The following is a 17,912-nucleotide window of genomic DNA, read 5'->3' as shown; positions in this document are numbered from 1 at the left end:
AGGAGATTGCATGGATAAGTTATCAACAGAAAAACTAGACCTCGGCCATGTCATCAAAATTACCTTAGCCGCTGCACTCGGCGGTTTCCTTTTTGGCTTCGATTCCTCCGTGATTAACGGTGCGAACGGAGCTCTCAAAGTCCATTTCGCTATGACGGATCATCAGTTGGGGCTTGCCGTTGCATTGTCTTTAATCGGTGCGGCTATCGGTGCCTACTTCGCGGGTCGTTTGGCGGATGCTTTCGGACGTATCAAATGTATGCTCGCCGCAGCAATCCTCTTCCTTGTGAGCGCAATCGGTTCGGGAATTCCGTTTGGAGTTACGGACTTTATCATGTGGCGCGTGATCGGTGGTGTGGGTGTCGGTATGGCGAGTATTATCGCTCCGATCTACATTGCGGAGACCGCTCCGGCGCATCTCCGTGGACGTCTAGGCTCTATGCAGCAGATGGCGATTGTGGTGGGTATCTTCATAGCGCTGCTCTCGAACTACTTGATCGTTCAGGTGGCCGGCTCTGCGAACAATCCGATTTTCGGAAGATTTAAGGCCTGGCAGTTAATGTTCTGGATTGAAATCATCCCGGCACTCATGTACGGCATTGCGGCTCTCCGACTTCCGGAATCGCCGAGATATTTGATTTCCCAGGGAAATATCGAAGAAGCAAAGGCTGTCTTTGCCAAGATCAAGCTGGATCGTTTGGATGAACACGTGGAAGCGATTCAGAAGTCCTTCAACAATGAAAAGCGCCACACTCTTTCGGATCTTCTTGAAACTCTCTCGAACGGAAAGAAGCGTGTCGCTCCGATTGTTTGGGTGGGCCTTGGCCTTGCCGTGTTGCAGCAGCTCGTCGGTATCAACGTGATTTTTTACTACGGCTCGATGCTCTGGCAGAGCGTTGGCTTTGGTGAAAGCGACGCCTTCCTTTCGAGCTTGATCAACAGTAGCATCAACATGGTGATGACCGTGGTGGCGATCCTCTTGATCGATAAGGTTGGCCGTAAGCCGCTTCTGTTGGTCGGTAGTATTGGGATGATGATTACATTGGGAACCTTGGCACTCTGCTTCCTGAATGCGAACCCGGATGGTTCCTTGGGCGGTGGCGCTGTGGTCGCTTTCGTTGCGGCAAACTTCTATGTGGCATTCTTTGCTGTCACATGGGGGCCGGTGATGTGGGTGATGCTCGGCGAAATGTTCAATAACCGTATTCGCGCTGTCGCCATCTCGATTTGCGGTCTTGCACAGTGGTTTGCGAACTTCCTCGTTTCCTGGTCGTTCCCGATTCTTACCGGCGATAACGGTATCGGCGTCGGACCGACTTACCTGCTTTACACCTTCTTTGCGGCGATCAGTATCTTCTTCGTTGCGAAGTTTGTGCGTGAAACGAATGGTAAGCACTTGGAAGAAATGTAAATCGTTTCGAATTCCTATTCAAAAGAAAAGTCCTCGAGAAATCGAGGGCTTTTTTGTAAGCTGTGGTACAAAAGAATCAGGTTTTCGTAAGTTTGTCATCGCGGTGGAAACAGCGGGGAATTTGGCCGAACCGTGAAATCCGAGCCCCTTTGCCTTTGCCACGGAAATGTACAGGCCAAGAATTCGACTTATCAAAAACTCCCGCCCCGAAGGGCGAGAGCTTTTAGGTGATGTGAGAGTGTTTAAGAAGAGAGAAATCTAACGAGAAAATTTTTGAATACAGTAATGACCTTCAGGATATTTACCGCGGATGGAGTTCCAGGTGGCTTTCCAATCGTTGCTTTGTGCTGTAAAGGTCCCGATCTTTTTTCCGCTTAAATCATAGATATTGAATGGAACTTCTTCTGTTTTTGGAATGGAATATCTTGGCTGGATGGCTTGTGTTTCTTCTGAAGAACTGGATTCCGCAGAACTCGAGGATTCGGCAGAGCTAGATGACAGAACGGGGGCACGGCTCGGCAAAAGGGTAAGCATTTTTTCCGCATAGCGCTTGCCTAAAAGTTGGTAACCTTCGTTGCTAAAGTGCAAGTTGTCGGAGCCTCCAGCGCAGCCTGCGGAGCTGACGACGTGCGCCGTTGCAATTTTATTCGGCAGAGCGTTGATTTGGCTGTTGGCGCCTGCGCATTGACCTCCCTGCAGAACTTCGCCTGCGATGAACGGCACCGTATCTGCGGAAAGTCCGAGATCCGTTAGCATATCTTCATAGACTTTTTTGACCGTATTGCCCCAGCTGTCGTTGTAGCCGTCGGTTTCACCCTGGTGAAAGAGAATGCCCTTGATGATGCCGACTTTTTGAGCTTCCTTGGCGAGGTCGATTATGCGACCGTAGGGATTACCGCCGTAGTCGGCCGCTTTGCTTTGAAGCCAACTTTCGGTCGTGGGAAGGTAAGAGGCGTATTGGTCTTTATCAAATAGTTGGATGCTTGTTCCGGCGACAGCAACGGGAATTACGCCGATTTTAATGCCAGGAAGGCTGTCTGCCATTGTCTTGCCGAAGTAGTCTGCGGGAGAGAGGCCCGTGTAGCAGTGAAAAAGCGGTGGAATTGCGACAGCCCATTCGCCGAGTGTTCTTCCCATGTTTTGACAAGTCATGGAGGCGAGAACCTGAAAGTTTTCATTCGGAATTTTATTGGATTCGATTACGGTCGCTTGGCCTTCCATATTCGACTGTCCAAAGGCGATGTAAATGTGAAAGTTGGGATCAGGCTCTGCAAAGGCGCTGATGACGGAAACAGCGAGAGCTGCTCCAAATAAAATTTTATTCATCCAATCTCTCCTTTTGCTCACAAATTATATCGGCAAAATTCAAAAGAGAGGTTTGTCAAAAAGATTCTGTTGTTAAATATTAAACAGCAAAAAACACCCCGAAATTGTGAGATGCAAAAAGGAAGTTCGGTGATGGGTTAGAACATCATCGAGTTCCGAATTAAGGGTGCTGTTGTCTTTGAGTGTAATAAAGGTTTTTGTGAATGTATTTTTTGTTATGCGGAGTTTTTTTAATTATCTTATCCTTCACAACAGAACGCTTAAAGCTATGCCCTTCTACACGACATATAAAGAATTTCTCGCCAAGACTTTTCCCGAATGGAAGCGCGTACGCAAATTGCCGTTGAACGGGGGAATGAGCTGTCCAAATTTGGACGGTTCTCGAGGAAAGGGCGGTTGCAGTTACTGCAACAATAAGTCTTTTAGCCCGGTCTGGGATAAGGCGGGTGTGGATGTGCAGGAGCAGATTGCGGAATTCTTGCCGCGGATTCGTTGCAAGTATAAAGATGCGGGAATCCTCGCCTATTTTCAGCCGTACACGAATACCTATGCGCCTATCGATCGGTTGCGTGAAATTTACGAGCCGGCTTTTGCTTCAGAAGAAGTCATCGGTGTAGCGATCGGGACGCGTCCGGACTGTGTTCCGTTTGATGTGATGGAACTTCTCGCTTATGAAAATACGCGAAAAAAAGTGATTCTTGAACTAGGGCTTCAGACGGCGAGCGATGTCACGTTAGAACGTGTCGGTCGCGGTCATACGGTTGCGGATTTTTTGGATGCTGTCAAACGGGCCCATGCGTCGGGATTGATTGTGACGTCGCACGTGATTCTTGGACTCCCCGGCGAAACGATGGAAGACTTTGAACGGACAGCAGAGACGATTAAAAGTTCGGGCGTGAGCGCTGTCAAAATTCACCCGTTGCACATTGTCCGCGGAACGCGCATGGCGGAAGAATTTGCACGTGGGGAATTTGAACTGCTTTCGTTCGAAGGTTACTGCAATGCCGTGGCGCGGTTCATTCAAATCGTGGGAATGCAAATCGCCATTGAACGCTTTAGTGGCGAAGCGCAGAACGAAACTCTCATCGCTCCGGATTGGAGCGGAAACCGCAGCAAGATCGTCGCTCGCGTCGAAGAACTATTACAGTCCAATCAGCCCGGTTAAACGACCGTCGCCGCTTTCCAACGTCCGCTCTTCCAGCGCCACAGATTTGCGCAGGAACGGTAGAATTCATCGCTCGCCATGCCGAGCCAAAGACCGATCAATCCAAGGTCCAGAACGAATGCGAGGAAGAGGGCGGTTCCCGCTCCGAGCGTCCACATCATCAAGCTTCCAAAAATCGCTGGGAATTTGGAATCGCCTGCGGCACGGAGAGAGCCTGTTAAAATCACGTTTGCCGATTTGAACGGTTGCAGTACGACATCGCACCAAAGGCATGCAGAGCCGAGGGCGATGACGTCGGGATTATCGGTGTAAAGGCTCAGCAAATGCGATCCTAAAAGGGCGACGATCAAAGCGATGACAAAACCTGCGGAACAGCTTGCGATCAATGATTGGTAAGTTCGACGGTTCGCTTTTTTGTAATCGTGTGCGCCAACAAGATGGGCGACAAGAATCTGGTTTCCATTGCCAAGGCCCACTCCCAAAATAATGGCGAACATCGCAAAGTTTGCGCTAAAGACTCTTGCTGTAACAGCCATGGTTCCAAGGTGCACGACCATTGCGGTAATAAACACTTGGAACAATTGAAAGCTCACCGGTTCTGCGGCAGCCGGGAGCCCGATTCGAATCCAGTCTCCGATCAATACGCGGGAACGCTTTATGTCGAGGCGTTTTGTTTTGTGGTGAATCTTGTATTTTAAAACTGCCCAAAGAACAGCGCTGGAAAATGCCCAGGAGAGAGCCGTTGCCAGGGCGACGCCTTCCACGTGCATTTTGGGAAGTCCAAACATGCCGTTCAAAAAGATGATGTTCAAAAGAATGTTGAATGCGATGGTGATGGAATTTCCGATCAGGTTCCAGATCGTGAGGCCGTGTGTCGCGATCATCGCAGTCAAGGTCGTTTGCAGAGCGCGGAAAACAAATCCAAAGCAGACAACCTGCATGAACTGCATTCCGAATTTTGCTGTATTGCCCGAAAGACCCATGGCGCTTACGATCCAACCGGAAGATGGGAATACGAGCATTGTCATTGCTATGCCGAGCAAGGCGCTTCCGATGATCACCATGGAAATGGTTGTTCGCGCATGGCTGTTGGCACTTGCTCCCATGAACTGCGAAGCAATACTGGCGCCTGCTTGTGAAAAGGCTTGAATCGCCATGAAGATCGTGCCGAGAATCGGCATTAAGGCGCCGACGCCCGCCGCTGCGCTTTCGCTTGTTCGCGAAAGGAACCAACTGTCCATCATCGGCTGGAAAACTCCAATTCCGAAGGTGATGATCAGAGGCCAGGAGAGACTTAAAATGCCACGGTCTTTGACGTTGTCTGCCATAGAGAAATTCCTCATCGCATATAATAGAAATTGGAGACTTCGCTTTGTAGAGGGGTATTGGTTCCTTTTGTAAACAAAAAACGCTCCACATGGGCGGAGCGTTTCAAGTGTTCAAACAAAGAAATCAGTCTTTGTAGAATTCCTTGACCTTGGCGATGACGTCTTCGAGTTTCACCATCGTCATTTCCTTTTCGGCACGCGGCTTCCATTCCACTTCGCCGTTAGCAAGACCCTTCTTGCCGAGAGCGATGCGGAGCGGAATGCCCCAGAGGTCTGCGTCCTTGAACTTCACGCCAGCGCGTTCGTCGCGGTCGTCCACGAGGACTTCGAAACCTGCATCGGTCAGTTCCTTTTCGAGTTTGTCCGCAATTTCGTTGTCCTTCGTGATGTTTACAATTTCCACCTGGAACGGTGCGATTGCCTTCGGCCAGATCGGTCCAAAGTCATCGTGGGAATTTTCCACGACAGATGCCATGAGTCGCCCCACGCCAATGCCGTAACAGCCCATGATGATCGGTTCGCTCTTGCCGTCCGGGGTGAGGTAAGTGGCGCCCATGCTTTCCGAGAATTTGGTACCGAGCTTGAAGATGTTTCCAAGTTCGATGCCACGGGTTTCGGAGAGCGGTTTTCCGCACTTCGGGCACTTGCAACCTTCTTCCGCTTCGGCGATGTCGGCGATTTGATAGCCGCTCATGTCGCGCTTCGGGTTGAAGTGAACGTAGTGGAAACCCTTTTCGTTTGCGCCGCAGACGAGGTCGTATGCGTTTTCGAGAGCCTGATCGACGATGACAATCGTGTCGTGTGCGCCGATCGGGCTTGCAAATCCCGGAACCATGCCGCACTTTTCAATGAGAGCCTCTTCTGCTGGGTAAAGTTCCTTCGCCTTGAGAAGGTTGTGAAGCTTGATTTCCGAAACGTCCAAGTCGCCAGGGATTACGCAGGTCACAAGCTTTCCGTTGAAGTCGAAGAACACGCACTTGGCGGTCTGTTCGCCCTTCACATTTAAGAACTTGCAAAGGTCTTCAATCGTCGAAGCGTTCGGTGTTGCAACTTTTTCGAGAGCGGCGTTGGCGTCGCCCTGGAACGGTTTGCGTTCGAAGGTTGCGATTTCACGGTTTGCCTGGTAGCCGCAGTGTTTGCAGAGAATCAGGTAGTCTTCGCCGTTCGGTGTGTCGAGCATGAATTCATGAGCGACTTTACCGCCCATAATGCCCGTATCCGACTGGACGATCACCGGTTCAATGCCGACCTTGCGGAAAATGTTCTGATAAGCCTTGTATTCCAGTTCGTAATGCTTGTCCAAATCTTCCTGGGAAGTGTGGAAACTGTAAGCGTCCTTCATCAAGAATTCGCGGACGCGGATAAGTCCGCCACGGGCGCGTGCTTCATCGCGGTACTTGGTCTTAAACTGGTAGAGCATGAACGGGAGCTGCTTGTAGCTCGAAACCACATAGCGCACAAGGTCCGTCATCGCTTCTTCGTGGGTCATCGCAAGAACCATGTTGTGGTTGTTGCGATCTTTGAAGCGGAGGAGTTCTTCGCCAATCGCCGTGTAACGACCCGATTCTCCCCAAAGTTCTGCTGTCTGCACAACCGGAAGATCGACTTCGATACCGTCGATGGAATTCATTTCCTCACGGATCAAGTTTTCAATTTTCTTGAGGACACGGAAGCCCATCGGGAGGTAACTATAGATACCGGTGGACAGAGGTTTAATATAACCGCCGCGCATGAGGAAGATGTGGCTCGGCATGGTGGCGTCGCTCGGCGTTTCGCGGAGCGTGGTATAAAAGAACTTAGAGAGCTTCATAGTAACCGAAAATTAGAAAATTTACTAGTTTATTTGCCAAATTGATATGCCAAGGAGGCATTAGAATGAAGTTACGCTCTATCGCGCTTGTTGCTGCGACGACCGCTCTTGTTGCTTGCAATACGCAGAAAACTGAAAATGTAAAAGTGGGTCTCAACGACAAGGACGAAGTAAAGATTGCTTACATGCTCGGCACCCAGTTCGGTATGCAGGTGCAGAACATTACCAAGAACCAGCTCGAATTCCCGCTGGATGAAGCGACCTTCTCCGCTGCCGTGGATGATGGCTACAAAATGGTCAAGGACACTGCGTTTAAGATCAAGTATTCTGACTCCGTGATGACGGGTATCGCCATGATGATGAATAGCCGTGCTCGCGCCTTCCAGGCTCTCAAGATGCCGCTCCCGCCGAAGAAGGACTCGACGGATACCGCAGCCGCTCCGAAGGCTCCGGAAAAGCCGGCTCCGCTGACCGCCGAACAGGCGAGCGACGCTTCCTACCTTCTTGGTGTTCAGTTCGGTGCGCAGATCGCTTCGCTTTCCGAACAGTCCGCTTTGGACCTCGACGTCGCTGCGTTCAAGCAGTCGATGAACGATGTCCGTGCAAATGCGGCCGACTCTTCGAAGAAGCTCCAGCTTCCGCAGGATACGTTGAATGCTCTGGGCACACGTCTGCGTGAAAAGATCATGGAACAGCGCAAGGCTGCGATCGAAAAGCAGAAGGAAGAAGAAAAGAAGCTCAAGGAATCTGTCGCTCCGCTCCGTGGCGATACGCTCTCTGACGGCACTCAGGCAAAGCTCAACTTCAAGGTGAAAGCGACGGGTATTTCCGTGTCTGCAGAAAACCTCGAAGCGTATGCCGGTAAGCCGCTTTTTGTGTTTTACTTCTCGACGACCTGCGGCCACTGCCGTCACGCAACGCCGGAAATCAAGGCTATCGCCAATGAATTCAAGGACAAGGGCATCAAGTCGATCGCTGTGGCAAGCGGAGGAAATAACAAACGCGACATCCGCAGCTACATGGAAGAATTCAAGCTCGAAGAAGCGGGCATGGATGTGTTCTTTGATGAAGCCCGTGAATTCGGTGAACTCTACAGCGACGGCTACGTTCCAAAGGCTTACATTGTCAAGGAAGACGGCTCTCTCAGCACGTTCAAGAGCTTCGAAGCCCAAAAGGATTCGATCAAGGCTGAACTCGCTAAGCTCGCCAAGTAATTTCTGAAAAGCGTAAAATAAAAGCTTCCCCAGTAGGGGAGGCTTTTTCATTTATAAATTTAGGGCATGAAGATTCTAGATCGTTTTCTCAAGTATGTAAGCTTTACGACGACCTCGGACGAAGCTTCTAACACTTGCCCGAGTACAGCGCAACAACTCGAATTCGGCAAATATCTTGCCGAAGAATTAAAAGAAATAGGACTCTTACGGGTCAAGATCGACGAACACGGCTACGTTTACGGGATGCTCCCGGCAACGGCTGGACATGAATCGGACGACGCGATAGGCTTTATCAGCCACATGGATACGGCTCCGGATTTTTCCGGTGTGAATCCCAAACCGCAGATTTTTGAAAACTATGATGGAAGCGATATCGTTCTCCAAGGAACGGGCGATGTATTGAAGGTTTCGGAATTTCCGGACCTCGTTACGTTAAAAGGCAGAACGCTAATCACGACGGATGGCACAACGCTCCTCGGCTCGGATGACAAGTCGGGAATTACGGCGATTGTGACGGCGATGGAACTCCTTGCCGAAAGCGATCGTAACGGGGAAGGAATTCCGCATGGCGATATCTGGGTAGGCTTTACGCCCGACGAAGAAATCGGTCGCGGTGCGGACCTCTTTGATTTGCAGTATTTCAAGGCGAAGTTCGCTTATACGGTGGATGGCAGCTATGAAGGTGAAGTCGCGTATGAAAACTTCAATGCGGCGACTGCGATTTTTAAAGTGCGCGGCAAGAGTGTTCACCCGGGTAATGCCAAGGGCATTATGAAGAACGCAAGCCTCATGGCTGCAGAAATCATAACGGCGCTCCCGAAGAATGAAACTCCGGCGATGACCGAAGGCAGGGAAGGCTTCTATCATTTGATCGATATGCGGGGAGATGTTTCCAGTGCAACGCTTACCTACATCGTCCGCGATCACGATCGTCAGATGTTTGAAAAGCGTTTGAAGTATCTGGAAAACCTTGCCGTTATCTTCAATTCTAAGTTCGGCGGTAATTCGGAAGATGCAATTCTTTCGCTAGAGATCGAGCCTTCCTACAGCAACATGATGCAGGTGATTGAACAGTATCCGCAGGTGCTTGAACGTGCCCGCAGGGCGATTCAAAAGGAAGGTCTTGAACCGGTGAGCAATCCTGTTCGCGGTGGTACGGACGGTGCAAGGCTCTCCTTGATGGGATTGCCCTGTCCGAACCTCGGCACGGGCGGCTATGCGTACCACGGTCCGTTTGAACATGTAACGGTGGAAGGCATTGAAACTGTTTCGCGAATCATTTTGAACATCGCAACTGCAGAATAGCTTTCCAATCAAAAATTAGAGCAAAAAACCCAGCTCGTTTGAACTGCGTTTTTTGCTTTCAAGTGAAAAGGATTAGGTCGGCGGGAAGAACAGATAGGCGATGGTAATCGCCGAAAGAATGCCCGCCAAGTCCGAAATCAAGCAGCAGGTAAGTGCGTGGCGCGTTTTGCGAACGCCCACCGATCCAAAATAAACCGCGAGCACGTAGAACGTGGTGTCGGTTGCGCCTTGGAACATACTGCTCAAGCGACCTGCAAAACTGTCTGCGCCAAAAGTCTTCATCGCATCGATCATCATGCCACGGGCACCGCCACCGCTGAGCGGCTTCATGATGGCCGTCGGAAGCGCCGGAACCACATCGTTACCGATGCCGAAAAGATTGAGCAGATAAGAGATGCCGTTCATGACCAGGTCCATTGCACCGCTCGCGCGGAAAACCGCCACGCCGACGAGAATGGCAATGAGGTAAGGAATGACCATGACTGCGGTATGGAAACCTTCTTTCGCTCCTTCAATAAAGGCTTCATAGGGGCGGATCTTTTTATAGACCGCAAGGCCCAGAAAGGCAACGATGACGCTAAAGAGAACGATCCCGCTAATAAAAAGGCTTGTCGTTCCGAGCGCTTCGGCTGTCAAACGGCTAAAGTAGGCGAGAAGTGCGATCACGCCTGCGCAAAGACCGCCTAGCCAAAGAAGCGTCACCGGATCCTTGAGCTTGATCTTTTGAAAGAAGCTGATCGCGATAATGCCTGCAATCGTGCTGAAGAAAGTCGCAAGAAGAATCGGAAGGAACACGTCGCTCGGGTTTGCGGCGCCCATCTGCGCACGGTAGGTCATGATGCTGACCGGGATGAGCGTCAAACCGCTTGCGTTCAAAACGAGAAAGAGAATTTGGGAATCGCTTGCAACGGACTTGTCTTCGTTCGGATTCAGCTCCTGCAACTGCTTCATGGCCTGTAAGCCCATCGGCGTTGCCGCATTGTCCAAACCGAGCATATTCGCGCTGATGTTCATGAGCATCGTGCCGATGACCGGATGATCCTTGGGAATCTCGGGAAAGAGACGGGTAAAGAGCGGCTGAACAATCTTTGCAAGAACTTGTATGGCTCCCGCTTTTTCCCCGATTTTCATAATGCCGAGCCAAAGGCTCAGAATGCCTGTGAGACCAATCGAGATTTCAAACGCCGTCTTGGACATATCGAATGCAGAAAGGATTGTCTTGTTGAAAATTCCCGAATCTCCAAAGGCAATCCATTGGACAAAGCACGCGATAAAAGCTCCAAAAAAGAAGATGAGCCAGATGGCATTCAAAACCATTTCTTAGCGTCTCCGGTTCGCCATTTCTTTCTTGAGGATATCCATCACAGCGCCGATTTCGGCCGGAGCCTTGAAAATCGGGTTTGCGAACTTGCTCTGAATGCCTTCGAGCTTCTGTTCGTGGTAGCCGACCTTGAATTCGGTGAACTTCAGACCGTGGGCGGTGCTGATGACAATCACTGCTTCTTCCTTGTCGATCTTGCCTGCGGCAACGAGCTTTTCAAGACCGCCGAGTGCGACGCCCGTGTGCGGGCAAGCGTAAAGACCGATGCGGTCTGCGCGGTGAGCGGCGTTTGCAAGTTCTTCTTCCGTCACGCTCACGACTATGCCGTTCGTATTCTGAATGGCGCGTACTGCCTTCGGATAGCTGACCGGGTTGCCGATCTGAATTGCGCTTGCGAGGGTCTTCTTGGCCTGAACCGGAACGAGCTTGTCGAAGCCGCGTTCGTAAGCCTGGTAGAACGGATTTGCGTGTTCCGCTTGAGCGACGACAATGCGAGGAATCTTATTGATGAGACCCATCGCTTTGCAGTCTTCAAAGCCCTTGGCGAGAGCGCTTACGTTACCGAGGTTGCCGCCCGGGATAATGACCACATCCGGAACCTTCCAGCCGAGTTCCTGGCAGATTTCCGGAGAAATCGTCTTTTGGCCTTCCACGCGGAGGCTGTTCATCGAGTTCGCGAGGTAAATGCGGTTATCCTTTGTGACTTCCTGCACAATCTTCATGCAGCCGTCAAAGTCCGTGTCGAGGGCAAGCACGATGCTGCCGTTCGAAATCGGCTGAATCAGCTGAGCGGTACTCGTCTTGCCTGCCGGGAGGAATACGATCGACGGAATGCCTGCTTTGGCGCAGTAAGCACTCAGAGCTGCAGAGGTGTCGCCGGTAGATGCGCAAGCGACCGCGTCGATTTCATGGATCTGCTTTTTAATTATGTGGTTCACCTGGCTTACGAGAACCGTCATGCCGAGGTCCTTAAAAGAGCCGGTGTGGGAATTGCCGCAAAGCTTGACCTTGAGGCTCTTGATGCCGAGTTCTTTGGCGAGCGGGGCTGCGTCAAAAAGCGGGCTCCAGCCTTCGCGCATCGTCACGATGTCTTCGACAGGCATTTCCGGGAGAACCATTTCACGCTTGCTCCAGATACCGCTCATGTCTTCCGGCTTAAAGCTCATGCGACGTTCGGCAAAGAGTTTCTTCCATTCTTCTGGGGAGCGTTCTGCGAGGGCTTCACGGTCGTGATGGACTTCGAGAAGGCTGTTATCGACCTTGCTGCGATAAATGACTTCGTCGAGCGGATAGGTATCAGTTCCATTGATGTTCTGGAAATATGCGTGGAAAGGTTTCATAATGGCCTCAGGGAGATGTCCCTAAAAAAGTTTTAACGGGCAAAATCTAGAAATCTTGCGAAAGAAGACTTTGTATATTTGCACGTGTAGTTTCCTTTTTTCGGAGTTTCCGTGAAGAAATTCAAGTTTTTCGTATTTGCCATCTTGCCGATGCTCTTGCTTGCATCGTGCATTTTTGACTCGGATGGAGACGCTTTGGTCACCTGGTTGGACGATCAGGGCTTTCCTTCGAACTATTTAGTGCAAACGGTCGAAATCAGCGACCTTGAACTCTCTTCGTATGAAGTGGGCTTTGACAGTACACCGCGTATCAATTATTACCAGGGTGTCGTCGGCGCGGTCAACGGCATGCAACACGATTGGGTCCTGGACATCGGTTTCCGCGATAAGAGCTTCTTTGCGCAGTATTCGGCAGACAGCTCGGAAGAATATCGCTCCGCTTTCCTTGCCCTCTATCCGGACTCCGGCTTCTACGATAAGGCTCGCTTCAAATTGGATTCCCTTCCGCTCAAGGAAACTCTTGAACTCACGTTCTCCTGGATCATTGAAACGGGTGAAGGTTCTGCTTTTGTCGACAGTCTAGGCAACATCCAGGATTCCCTTTGGGTCGCAGGTCTTCGCGAATCATTCAAAAAGGCGACTTCCGCAGATACCACTTATAAAGTCAAGATTTCCTCTTTGGACTCCGCTTTGAAGATTGACCTTCCGCATGCGTTCTACGAGGATTTGGCGAAGGTCACGGAAGCCGCCCGTGTGCAGCTTCGCATTTCTGCTCCGGAAGCCCAGCGCCTCTATCGCTTCTACGGACCGGGCGCCGACGTGGTACCGTTCCTTCGTGTCAAGAGATACACGCAGACGACGGTTTCCGATGGCGATACGACGACAAGGGACATTTACAAAAACATCTGGGCATTCCGCTCCGCGATCATCAGTTCCTACAAGGATGAATGTTCGGACTGCATCGTTTTGCACGGTGGCGTTCTGGAATCCCTGCTCGTGGAAATTCCGAGTGAAAGAATCATGTCCGCCTTGAATGAATTCTATGGAGATGAGTTCCCGTACACGGAAGGCGATAGCAACGATGTTCGCCAGGCGGTCGTCCTTGCCCAGCTCAAGATGGGTCGCAGTTCTTCGACGGAAGGCTCCGAACTAGGGTTTCCAGTCCAAGTTGTCGCTGCGACGTTTGTGGATTCGAACGGCGTCGATATGGAATCTTCGGAAACGTACAAGTTAAACCGTGAATACATCAAAAAGTATGGACATCCGAACCTCGTCTTCATGGAAGGCGATACCCTCGGACTTCAGCTGACTCAGGGCATGCGCTCCTTTATCAACCACGCAGGCAAGGGGGCGAAGATGCGGGTCGTTTTGCGCATGGGCTATTCGATGCTCGCCCCTTACGATACGCTCTATTACGACCATATTACTGACGACGGTGACTCCGTGTACATCTTCATGGATTATCAGACTTACTCGCGTTACGATTTCACTGACTACATCAGTCAGCCGATGAATTTGAAGCTCTGGCTTGCTACCAAGCGGGGGGATGACGAATGATCCGCAAAATTCTTCTTTCCGTTTTCCTTGTAACGATCGCGGCGAGTGCCGCTTCGATGATGGGCCTTGAAGCTTTGGGTAAGCCGACCGAAGGCGCTTCCGCGATTACGCTTGGCCGCGGATATGCGGGCGGAGCTAAAGTGGGCAGCGGCATTGTGGATTGGAACCCGGCCTCTCTTGCGTTTGAAAAGTACACGTCCTTTAATGCGACTATGACTTTTGAAGAAAACGTGGCTTCAAAGAGCGATAAGTCTTACGCGTCTTCGACTCTTGAAATTCCATTGCTTTCCTTTGTTTTTGCCTTGCACGATTTTGGAACGATTGCCGTGGCTCTTTCGCAAAAGTATTCGTCGAATTTTGATGAAGAAGTCAGTGATTCGACGCAGACAAATCTTGCAAGTCTCAAGTATCAGGGCAACATTTATGAAATCACACCGAGTTATGCGGTACGCCTTCCGTTTTTCCGTCGCCTTTCTTTGGGATTTACCGCTCACTTTGTGATGGGTTCCGTTTCCCGCAAACTGACCTTGGGCGGTGATAACAGTGAAGTTGCAGAGACGGATGCTTGGGCGACTAACAGCTCCGATATTACGGAAACCGCAGAGGGTTCTTGGAAAATCAAGGATCATCCGGCTTATTACACGGGTGCTGTTCATTACAAGGGACGCAATTCCTCGTTCTACTTCTCTTATACGACTGCCTACACGCTCAAGAACGATCTGGAATACAACATCGAGTTCAGCGAAACGGATACGCTTGTTCCGACAAAGCTCGACCGTGAAATTGAAGTGCCGCCGACCATGGCTACTGGGTTTGCTTACCGCTTCCACAAAAAGCACAATATTTTACTTGACTTTATGCTTCGAAGCTGGGACGCCGACATTCGTAACGTCGCCGGATCTTGGAATTTGAAAGATACGACCAAAACGCAGAGCGAATTTATGGCCGCAATTGGCTACGAACGTTCCGGTTCTACAGATTACTTTAAGAATTATGTCCAAAGAATGGACTTTAGACTCGGAGCTTGGTATAGAAATTATTACATTTCCGATGTCACGGAGTACGGAGTTGGTATAGGCTCCGGATTTCCTCTTGGGAGGCGAAGCACGAAAGTGGATATCGCAATCCAGGGCGGCGTTCGTAAGTCGGAGGAATCTTCCATTTGGGACGAAAAGTTCGTTGGAATTGCAATCGGTCTTACAGGCGTAGGCAATTGGGGTAATAAGCCGAAAAAGGTGCATTGATTGTGCCAAAGGAGTGTCAAACATGAGCACGACAAAGAAGGCTACAGTAAAGTCTAGTCTCACTACCGCGGTCAAGAAGACTGTGAAAGATGTAGTGAAAAAGGAAAAGGCGAAGGTTCAGGAGCTGAAGGCGATTTCGCAGAAGGCGGAAACCAAGGTCGCCGAACTCAAGACAGCGTCGCGCAAGGCTAAGGCTTCTGTGAAGTCCAAGGTCGAAGAAATCAAGCGGACTGTGACGCAGAAAACCGCTGCAAGCAAGACCGCAAAGTCTGCAACGGCAAAGGCGACTACAGCCAAGACTGTTGCGACAAAGGTGGCTCCGGCTAAGACCGCTGTAACGAAAAAGCCCGCTACGAAGGACTCTACTCCAAAAAACGCTGCTACGAATACTGTCAAAAACGTGGTGAAGCCGGCTGTGAAAAAGGCTACGAAGGCTGTCGCAAATGCGGCTACCAAGGTGGCCGAAAAGATTGAAAACATCCAGAAGATTCCGTCGGAATTCTCTCCGGAATACCTCGTCTTGATGCAGCGCGATCCGAACTTCCTCCACGCATTCTGGGATGTGAAGGAAGAACGTTTAAAGGGCGCTCTTCAGGGTAACGGAACTCTCGTTCTCCGCTTGTATGACGTTTCCAAGGACTTGACCGTTCGCAAGAACAAGAGGCACAAGTTTCAGGATATTGAAGTCCCTGCCGATGCCAAGAGCTGGTATGTTCAGAATCGGGTTGCAACTTCTTTCAGCGCATCTCTCGGCACCAAGACTCCGGAAGGCAAGTTTGAACCGATCGTCGAAGCTCCGGCGATGCAGGTTTTCAGTTATGAAAATGTCAAGAAGTCCGTTTCAAATTCCGAAAGCGTCTTCTTTAAGGCTTCCCTCGGTGGAGCCGGTATCGGCGGATTCGGAAGTTCGGGCCTTTCCAGCCAGTCGGTGGCGACTTGGCTCGAACATCTCGCCAGTTCTTCGGAATCCTTTTTCTCGGGCTCCCTTTCGAGCGAATCCAGTCTGCTTTCGAGCGGCTCGGTTCTTCAGCCGACTCCGGGTTCCGTCAATTACGGCAAGGATTTCTTCCTCTGGGTCAAGACACGCTTGATCGTGTACGGCGGAACCCGTCCGGACGCACACCTCCAGGTACGTGGCGAACCGTTCCCGCTGAACCCGGATGGCACGTTTTCTTTTGAACAGGATCTTCCGGATTCGACGCAGATCATACCGGTCTTTGCAACCGATAAGGATGGCGACTTCCCGACGACGATCGTTCCGGTTGTGGTGAAGCGTACCGAGTAATTTTTAAGGTTTAGGGTCTAGTTTGAATACTGCTTGCAATGGTCAGCTTTATCTGTTGCTACACGCGCATTTACCGTTCGTGCGCAATCCGAGATATGACCGTTTTTTGGAAGAAAACTGGCTTTTTGAAGCGTTGACCGAATCGTATCTGCCGCTTGTGCAGTCCCTTTCGCATTTAGCGGAAAAGGGTGTTCCAGGGACGCTCAACTTGAGCATCTCTCCGACGCTGATTGCGATGCTTTCGGACAAGCTTCTTTGCGAACGTTATTCTCGCCACTTGGAAAAGCTGCAGGAACTCGCTCACAAGGAATTGCGCCGTTTGGAAAAGGATCCGGAGCGTTTGCAGATTGCAAAGTTCTATGCGGCTCGTATCATGGAACTTTCCGAACTTTGGGAAAATCGCTTGCAGCGCGATATTCTTTCGGAATTCGCAGCTCTCGAACGCCGTGGAAAGCTTTCTCTTTTGACGTGTATCGGAACGCATCCGTTCCTTCCTGCTTACCAGGCGGAACCGGAAAGCATCCGTTTGCAGATTCGCTTGACGATCGAAGCTTTTAAACGTGCCTTTGGCCGCGCCCCGAAGGGTGTTTGGCTTCCGGAATGCGGATTCTTTGATGGACTCGACGAATATCTGGCGGAACAGGGCTTGCAGTATTTCTTCATGGAAACCCATGGCGTGCTGCTTGCCGATCCGGCCCCGAAGTACGGTGTGTTCGCTCCGATCAAGACTCCGTCCGGACTTCTCGTTCTGGGACGTGAGCAGGCTAGTTCGGTGGAAGTCTGGAGTCGTCAGCGTGGCTATCCGGGTCATCCGGATTACCGCGAATTCTACAAAGATATTTCGAAGGAACTCGACCGCGAGTATCTCGGTGAATATTTCTTTGCCGGAAACTCTCCGATCGATTCCGGATTCAAGTACTGCCGCATTACCGGTGGGGAACAGAAGGCTATCTACCATCCTTGGCAGGCGATGAACCTGGCCCGCGAGCACGCCCGACTTTTCGTGGCAAACCGTGAAGCCTTGATGGCGGAACTCGGTTCGCAGATGGAATCCCACCGTCCCTGCGTTCTTTGCCCGTATGATGCAGAACTCTTTGGCCACTGGTGGTTTGAAGGCCCGCAGTTTATTGAAGCTGTCTTTGAACGTGCCGCCTCTTCCGAAATTTTGCAGCTCGCTTCGGTGAACGAAATGCAGATGGATCCGGAAGATACGGTGGCTCACAATCCGATTTTCTCCTCATGGGGAGAAAATGGCTTTGCTTCGGTCTGGGTCAATCCTCAGGTCGAATACATCTATCCGAAATTCTTCAAGATGTTCTCGCTCTTTCAGGCGGCCCAAAAGGTGCCTTCGCAGACGGCTCTTCAAAAGAGAATTCTCGCACAGATGGAACGCGAACTTGTGCTGTACCAGGCTTCGGACTGGGCGTTCATGATTCACAACAATTCCGCGGAAGGCTATGCCCGCGAACGCTTGGCAAATCACGAACGCGACTTCATGAAGCTTTCGGCGATGTTCAACGGGGAATTCGAAGATGAAGCTCTGCTTTCGGAAATTGAATCCCGCGACAACATCTTCCCGTGGATTGGACTGAAAAACTAAAAGGTC

The 17,912-nt window shown here is 50.8% G+C and carries 13 protein-coding genes; 8 read left to right on the top strand and 5 right to left on the bottom strand.

Annotated features, from left to right (window positions below; translation table 11 throughout):
• Positions 1-10: 10 nt before the first annotated feature.
• Positions 11-1,411, top strand: a complete 1,401-nt coding sequence (locus BGX16_RS02475; protein WP_100424636.1) for a sugar porter family MFS transporter — start codon at positions 11-13, stop codon at positions 1,409-1,411.
• Between the two features lie 258 nt (positions 1,412-1,669).
• On the opposite strand, the gene BGX16_RS02470 is transcribed toward BGX16_RS02475, so the two are convergent.
• Positions 1,670-2,737, bottom strand: coding sequence for a sialate O-acetylesterase (locus tag BGX16_RS02470; RefSeq protein WP_100424635.1), 1,068 nt, complete (start codon positions 2,735-2,737; stop codon positions 1,670-1,672).
• 268 nt (positions 2,738-3,005) lie between these two features.
• On the opposite strand from BGX16_RS02470, the gene mnmL reads away from it, so the two are divergent.
• Positions 3,006-3,902, top strand: a complete 897-nt coding sequence (gene mnmL / locus BGX16_RS02465; RefSeq protein WP_100424634.1) for a tRNA modification radical SAM protein MnmL/YtqA — start codon at positions 3,006-3,008, stop codon at positions 3,900-3,902.
• Here the strand turns inward: mnmL and BGX16_RS02460 are convergent.
• Together BGX16_RS02460 and BGX16_RS02455 are read right to left on the bottom strand one after the other, a co-directional pair.
• Positions 3,899-5,230, bottom strand: coding sequence for an MATE family efflux transporter (locus BGX16_RS02460; RefSeq protein WP_100424633.1), 1,332 nt, complete (start codon positions 5,228-5,230; stop codon positions 3,899-3,901). The two genes, mnmL and BGX16_RS02460, sit on opposite strands and share 4 nt — an antisense overlap.
• A gap of 124 nt (positions 5,231-5,354) precedes the next feature.
• Positions 5,355-7,040, bottom strand: a complete 1,686-nt coding sequence (locus BGX16_RS02455; protein WP_100424632.1) for a proline--tRNA ligase — start codon at positions 7,038-7,040, stop codon at positions 5,355-5,357.
• 65 nt (positions 7,041-7,105) lie between these two features.
• Here BGX16_RS02455 and BGX16_RS02450 point away from each other — a divergent pair, with 65 nt between their 5' ends.
• Positions 7,106-8,254, top strand: coding sequence for a redoxin family protein (locus tag BGX16_RS02450; RefSeq protein ID WP_100424631.1), 1,149 nt, complete (start codon positions 7,106-7,108; stop codon positions 8,252-8,254).
• Positions 8,255-8,320: 66 nt separating this feature from the next.
• A complete protein-coding gene (gene pepT, locus BGX16_RS02445; RefSeq protein WP_100424630.1) occupies positions 8,321-9,559 on the top strand; it encodes a peptidase T in 1,239 nt (412 codons plus the stop codon).
• A 72-nt stretch (positions 9,560-9,631) separates the two neighbouring features.
• Here the strand turns inward: pepT and BGX16_RS02440 are convergent, their stop codons facing one another.
• On the bottom strand, positions 9,632-10,876 hold the full coding sequence (locus BGX16_RS02440) for a nucleoside recognition domain-containing protein (RefSeq protein WP_100424629.1): 1,245 nt from the start codon (positions 10,874-10,876) through the stop codon (positions 9,632-9,634).
• Positions 10,877-10,879: 3 nt separating this feature from the next.
• The gene (gene thrC / locus BGX16_RS02435; protein WP_100424628.1) at positions 10,880-12,220 is read right to left on the bottom strand and encodes a threonine synthase; all 1,341 of its coding nucleotides are present in this window, start codon (positions 12,218-12,220) and stop codon (positions 10,880-10,882) included.
• A gap of 111 nt (positions 12,221-12,331) precedes the next feature.
• Here thrC and BGX16_RS02430 point away from each other — a divergent pair, with 111 nt between their 5' ends.
• From BGX16_RS02430 to BGX16_RS02415, 4 genes are read left to right on the top strand one after another with little or no spacing between them, the layout of a single operon-like run.
• The gene (locus tag BGX16_RS02430) at positions 12,332-13,777 is read left to right on the top strand and encodes a hypothetical protein (RefSeq protein WP_157797836.1); all 1,446 of its coding nucleotides are present in this window, start codon (positions 12,332-12,334) and stop codon (positions 13,775-13,777) included.
• The gene (locus BGX16_RS02425) at positions 13,774-15,021 is read left to right on the top strand and encodes a hypothetical protein (protein ID WP_100424626.1); all 1,248 of its coding nucleotides are present in this window, start codon (positions 13,774-13,776) and stop codon (positions 15,019-15,021) included. The genes BGX16_RS02430 and BGX16_RS02425 overlap by 4 nt, the downstream gene beginning before the upstream one ends.
• Before the next feature lie 22 nt (positions 15,022-15,043).
• The gene (locus BGX16_RS02420) at positions 15,044-16,306 is read left to right on the top strand and encodes a DUF4912 domain-containing protein (RefSeq protein WP_100424625.1); all 1,263 of its coding nucleotides are present in this window, start codon (positions 15,044-15,046) and stop codon (positions 16,304-16,306) included.
• A 22-nt stretch (positions 16,307-16,328) separates the two neighbouring features.
• A complete protein-coding gene (locus tag BGX16_RS02415) occupies positions 16,329-17,906 on the top strand; it encodes a glycoside hydrolase family 57 protein (RefSeq protein WP_100424624.1) in 1,578 nt (525 codons plus the stop codon).
• Positions 17,907-17,912 lie beyond the last annotated feature (6 nt).

The organism is Hallerella succinigenes, assembly GCF_002797675.1.
Lineage (GTDB): Bacteria > Fibrobacterota > Fibrobacteria > Fibrobacterales > Fibrobacteraceae > Hallerella > Hallerella succinigenes.
This window is presented reverse-complemented; position numbering and strand designations above follow the sequence as displayed.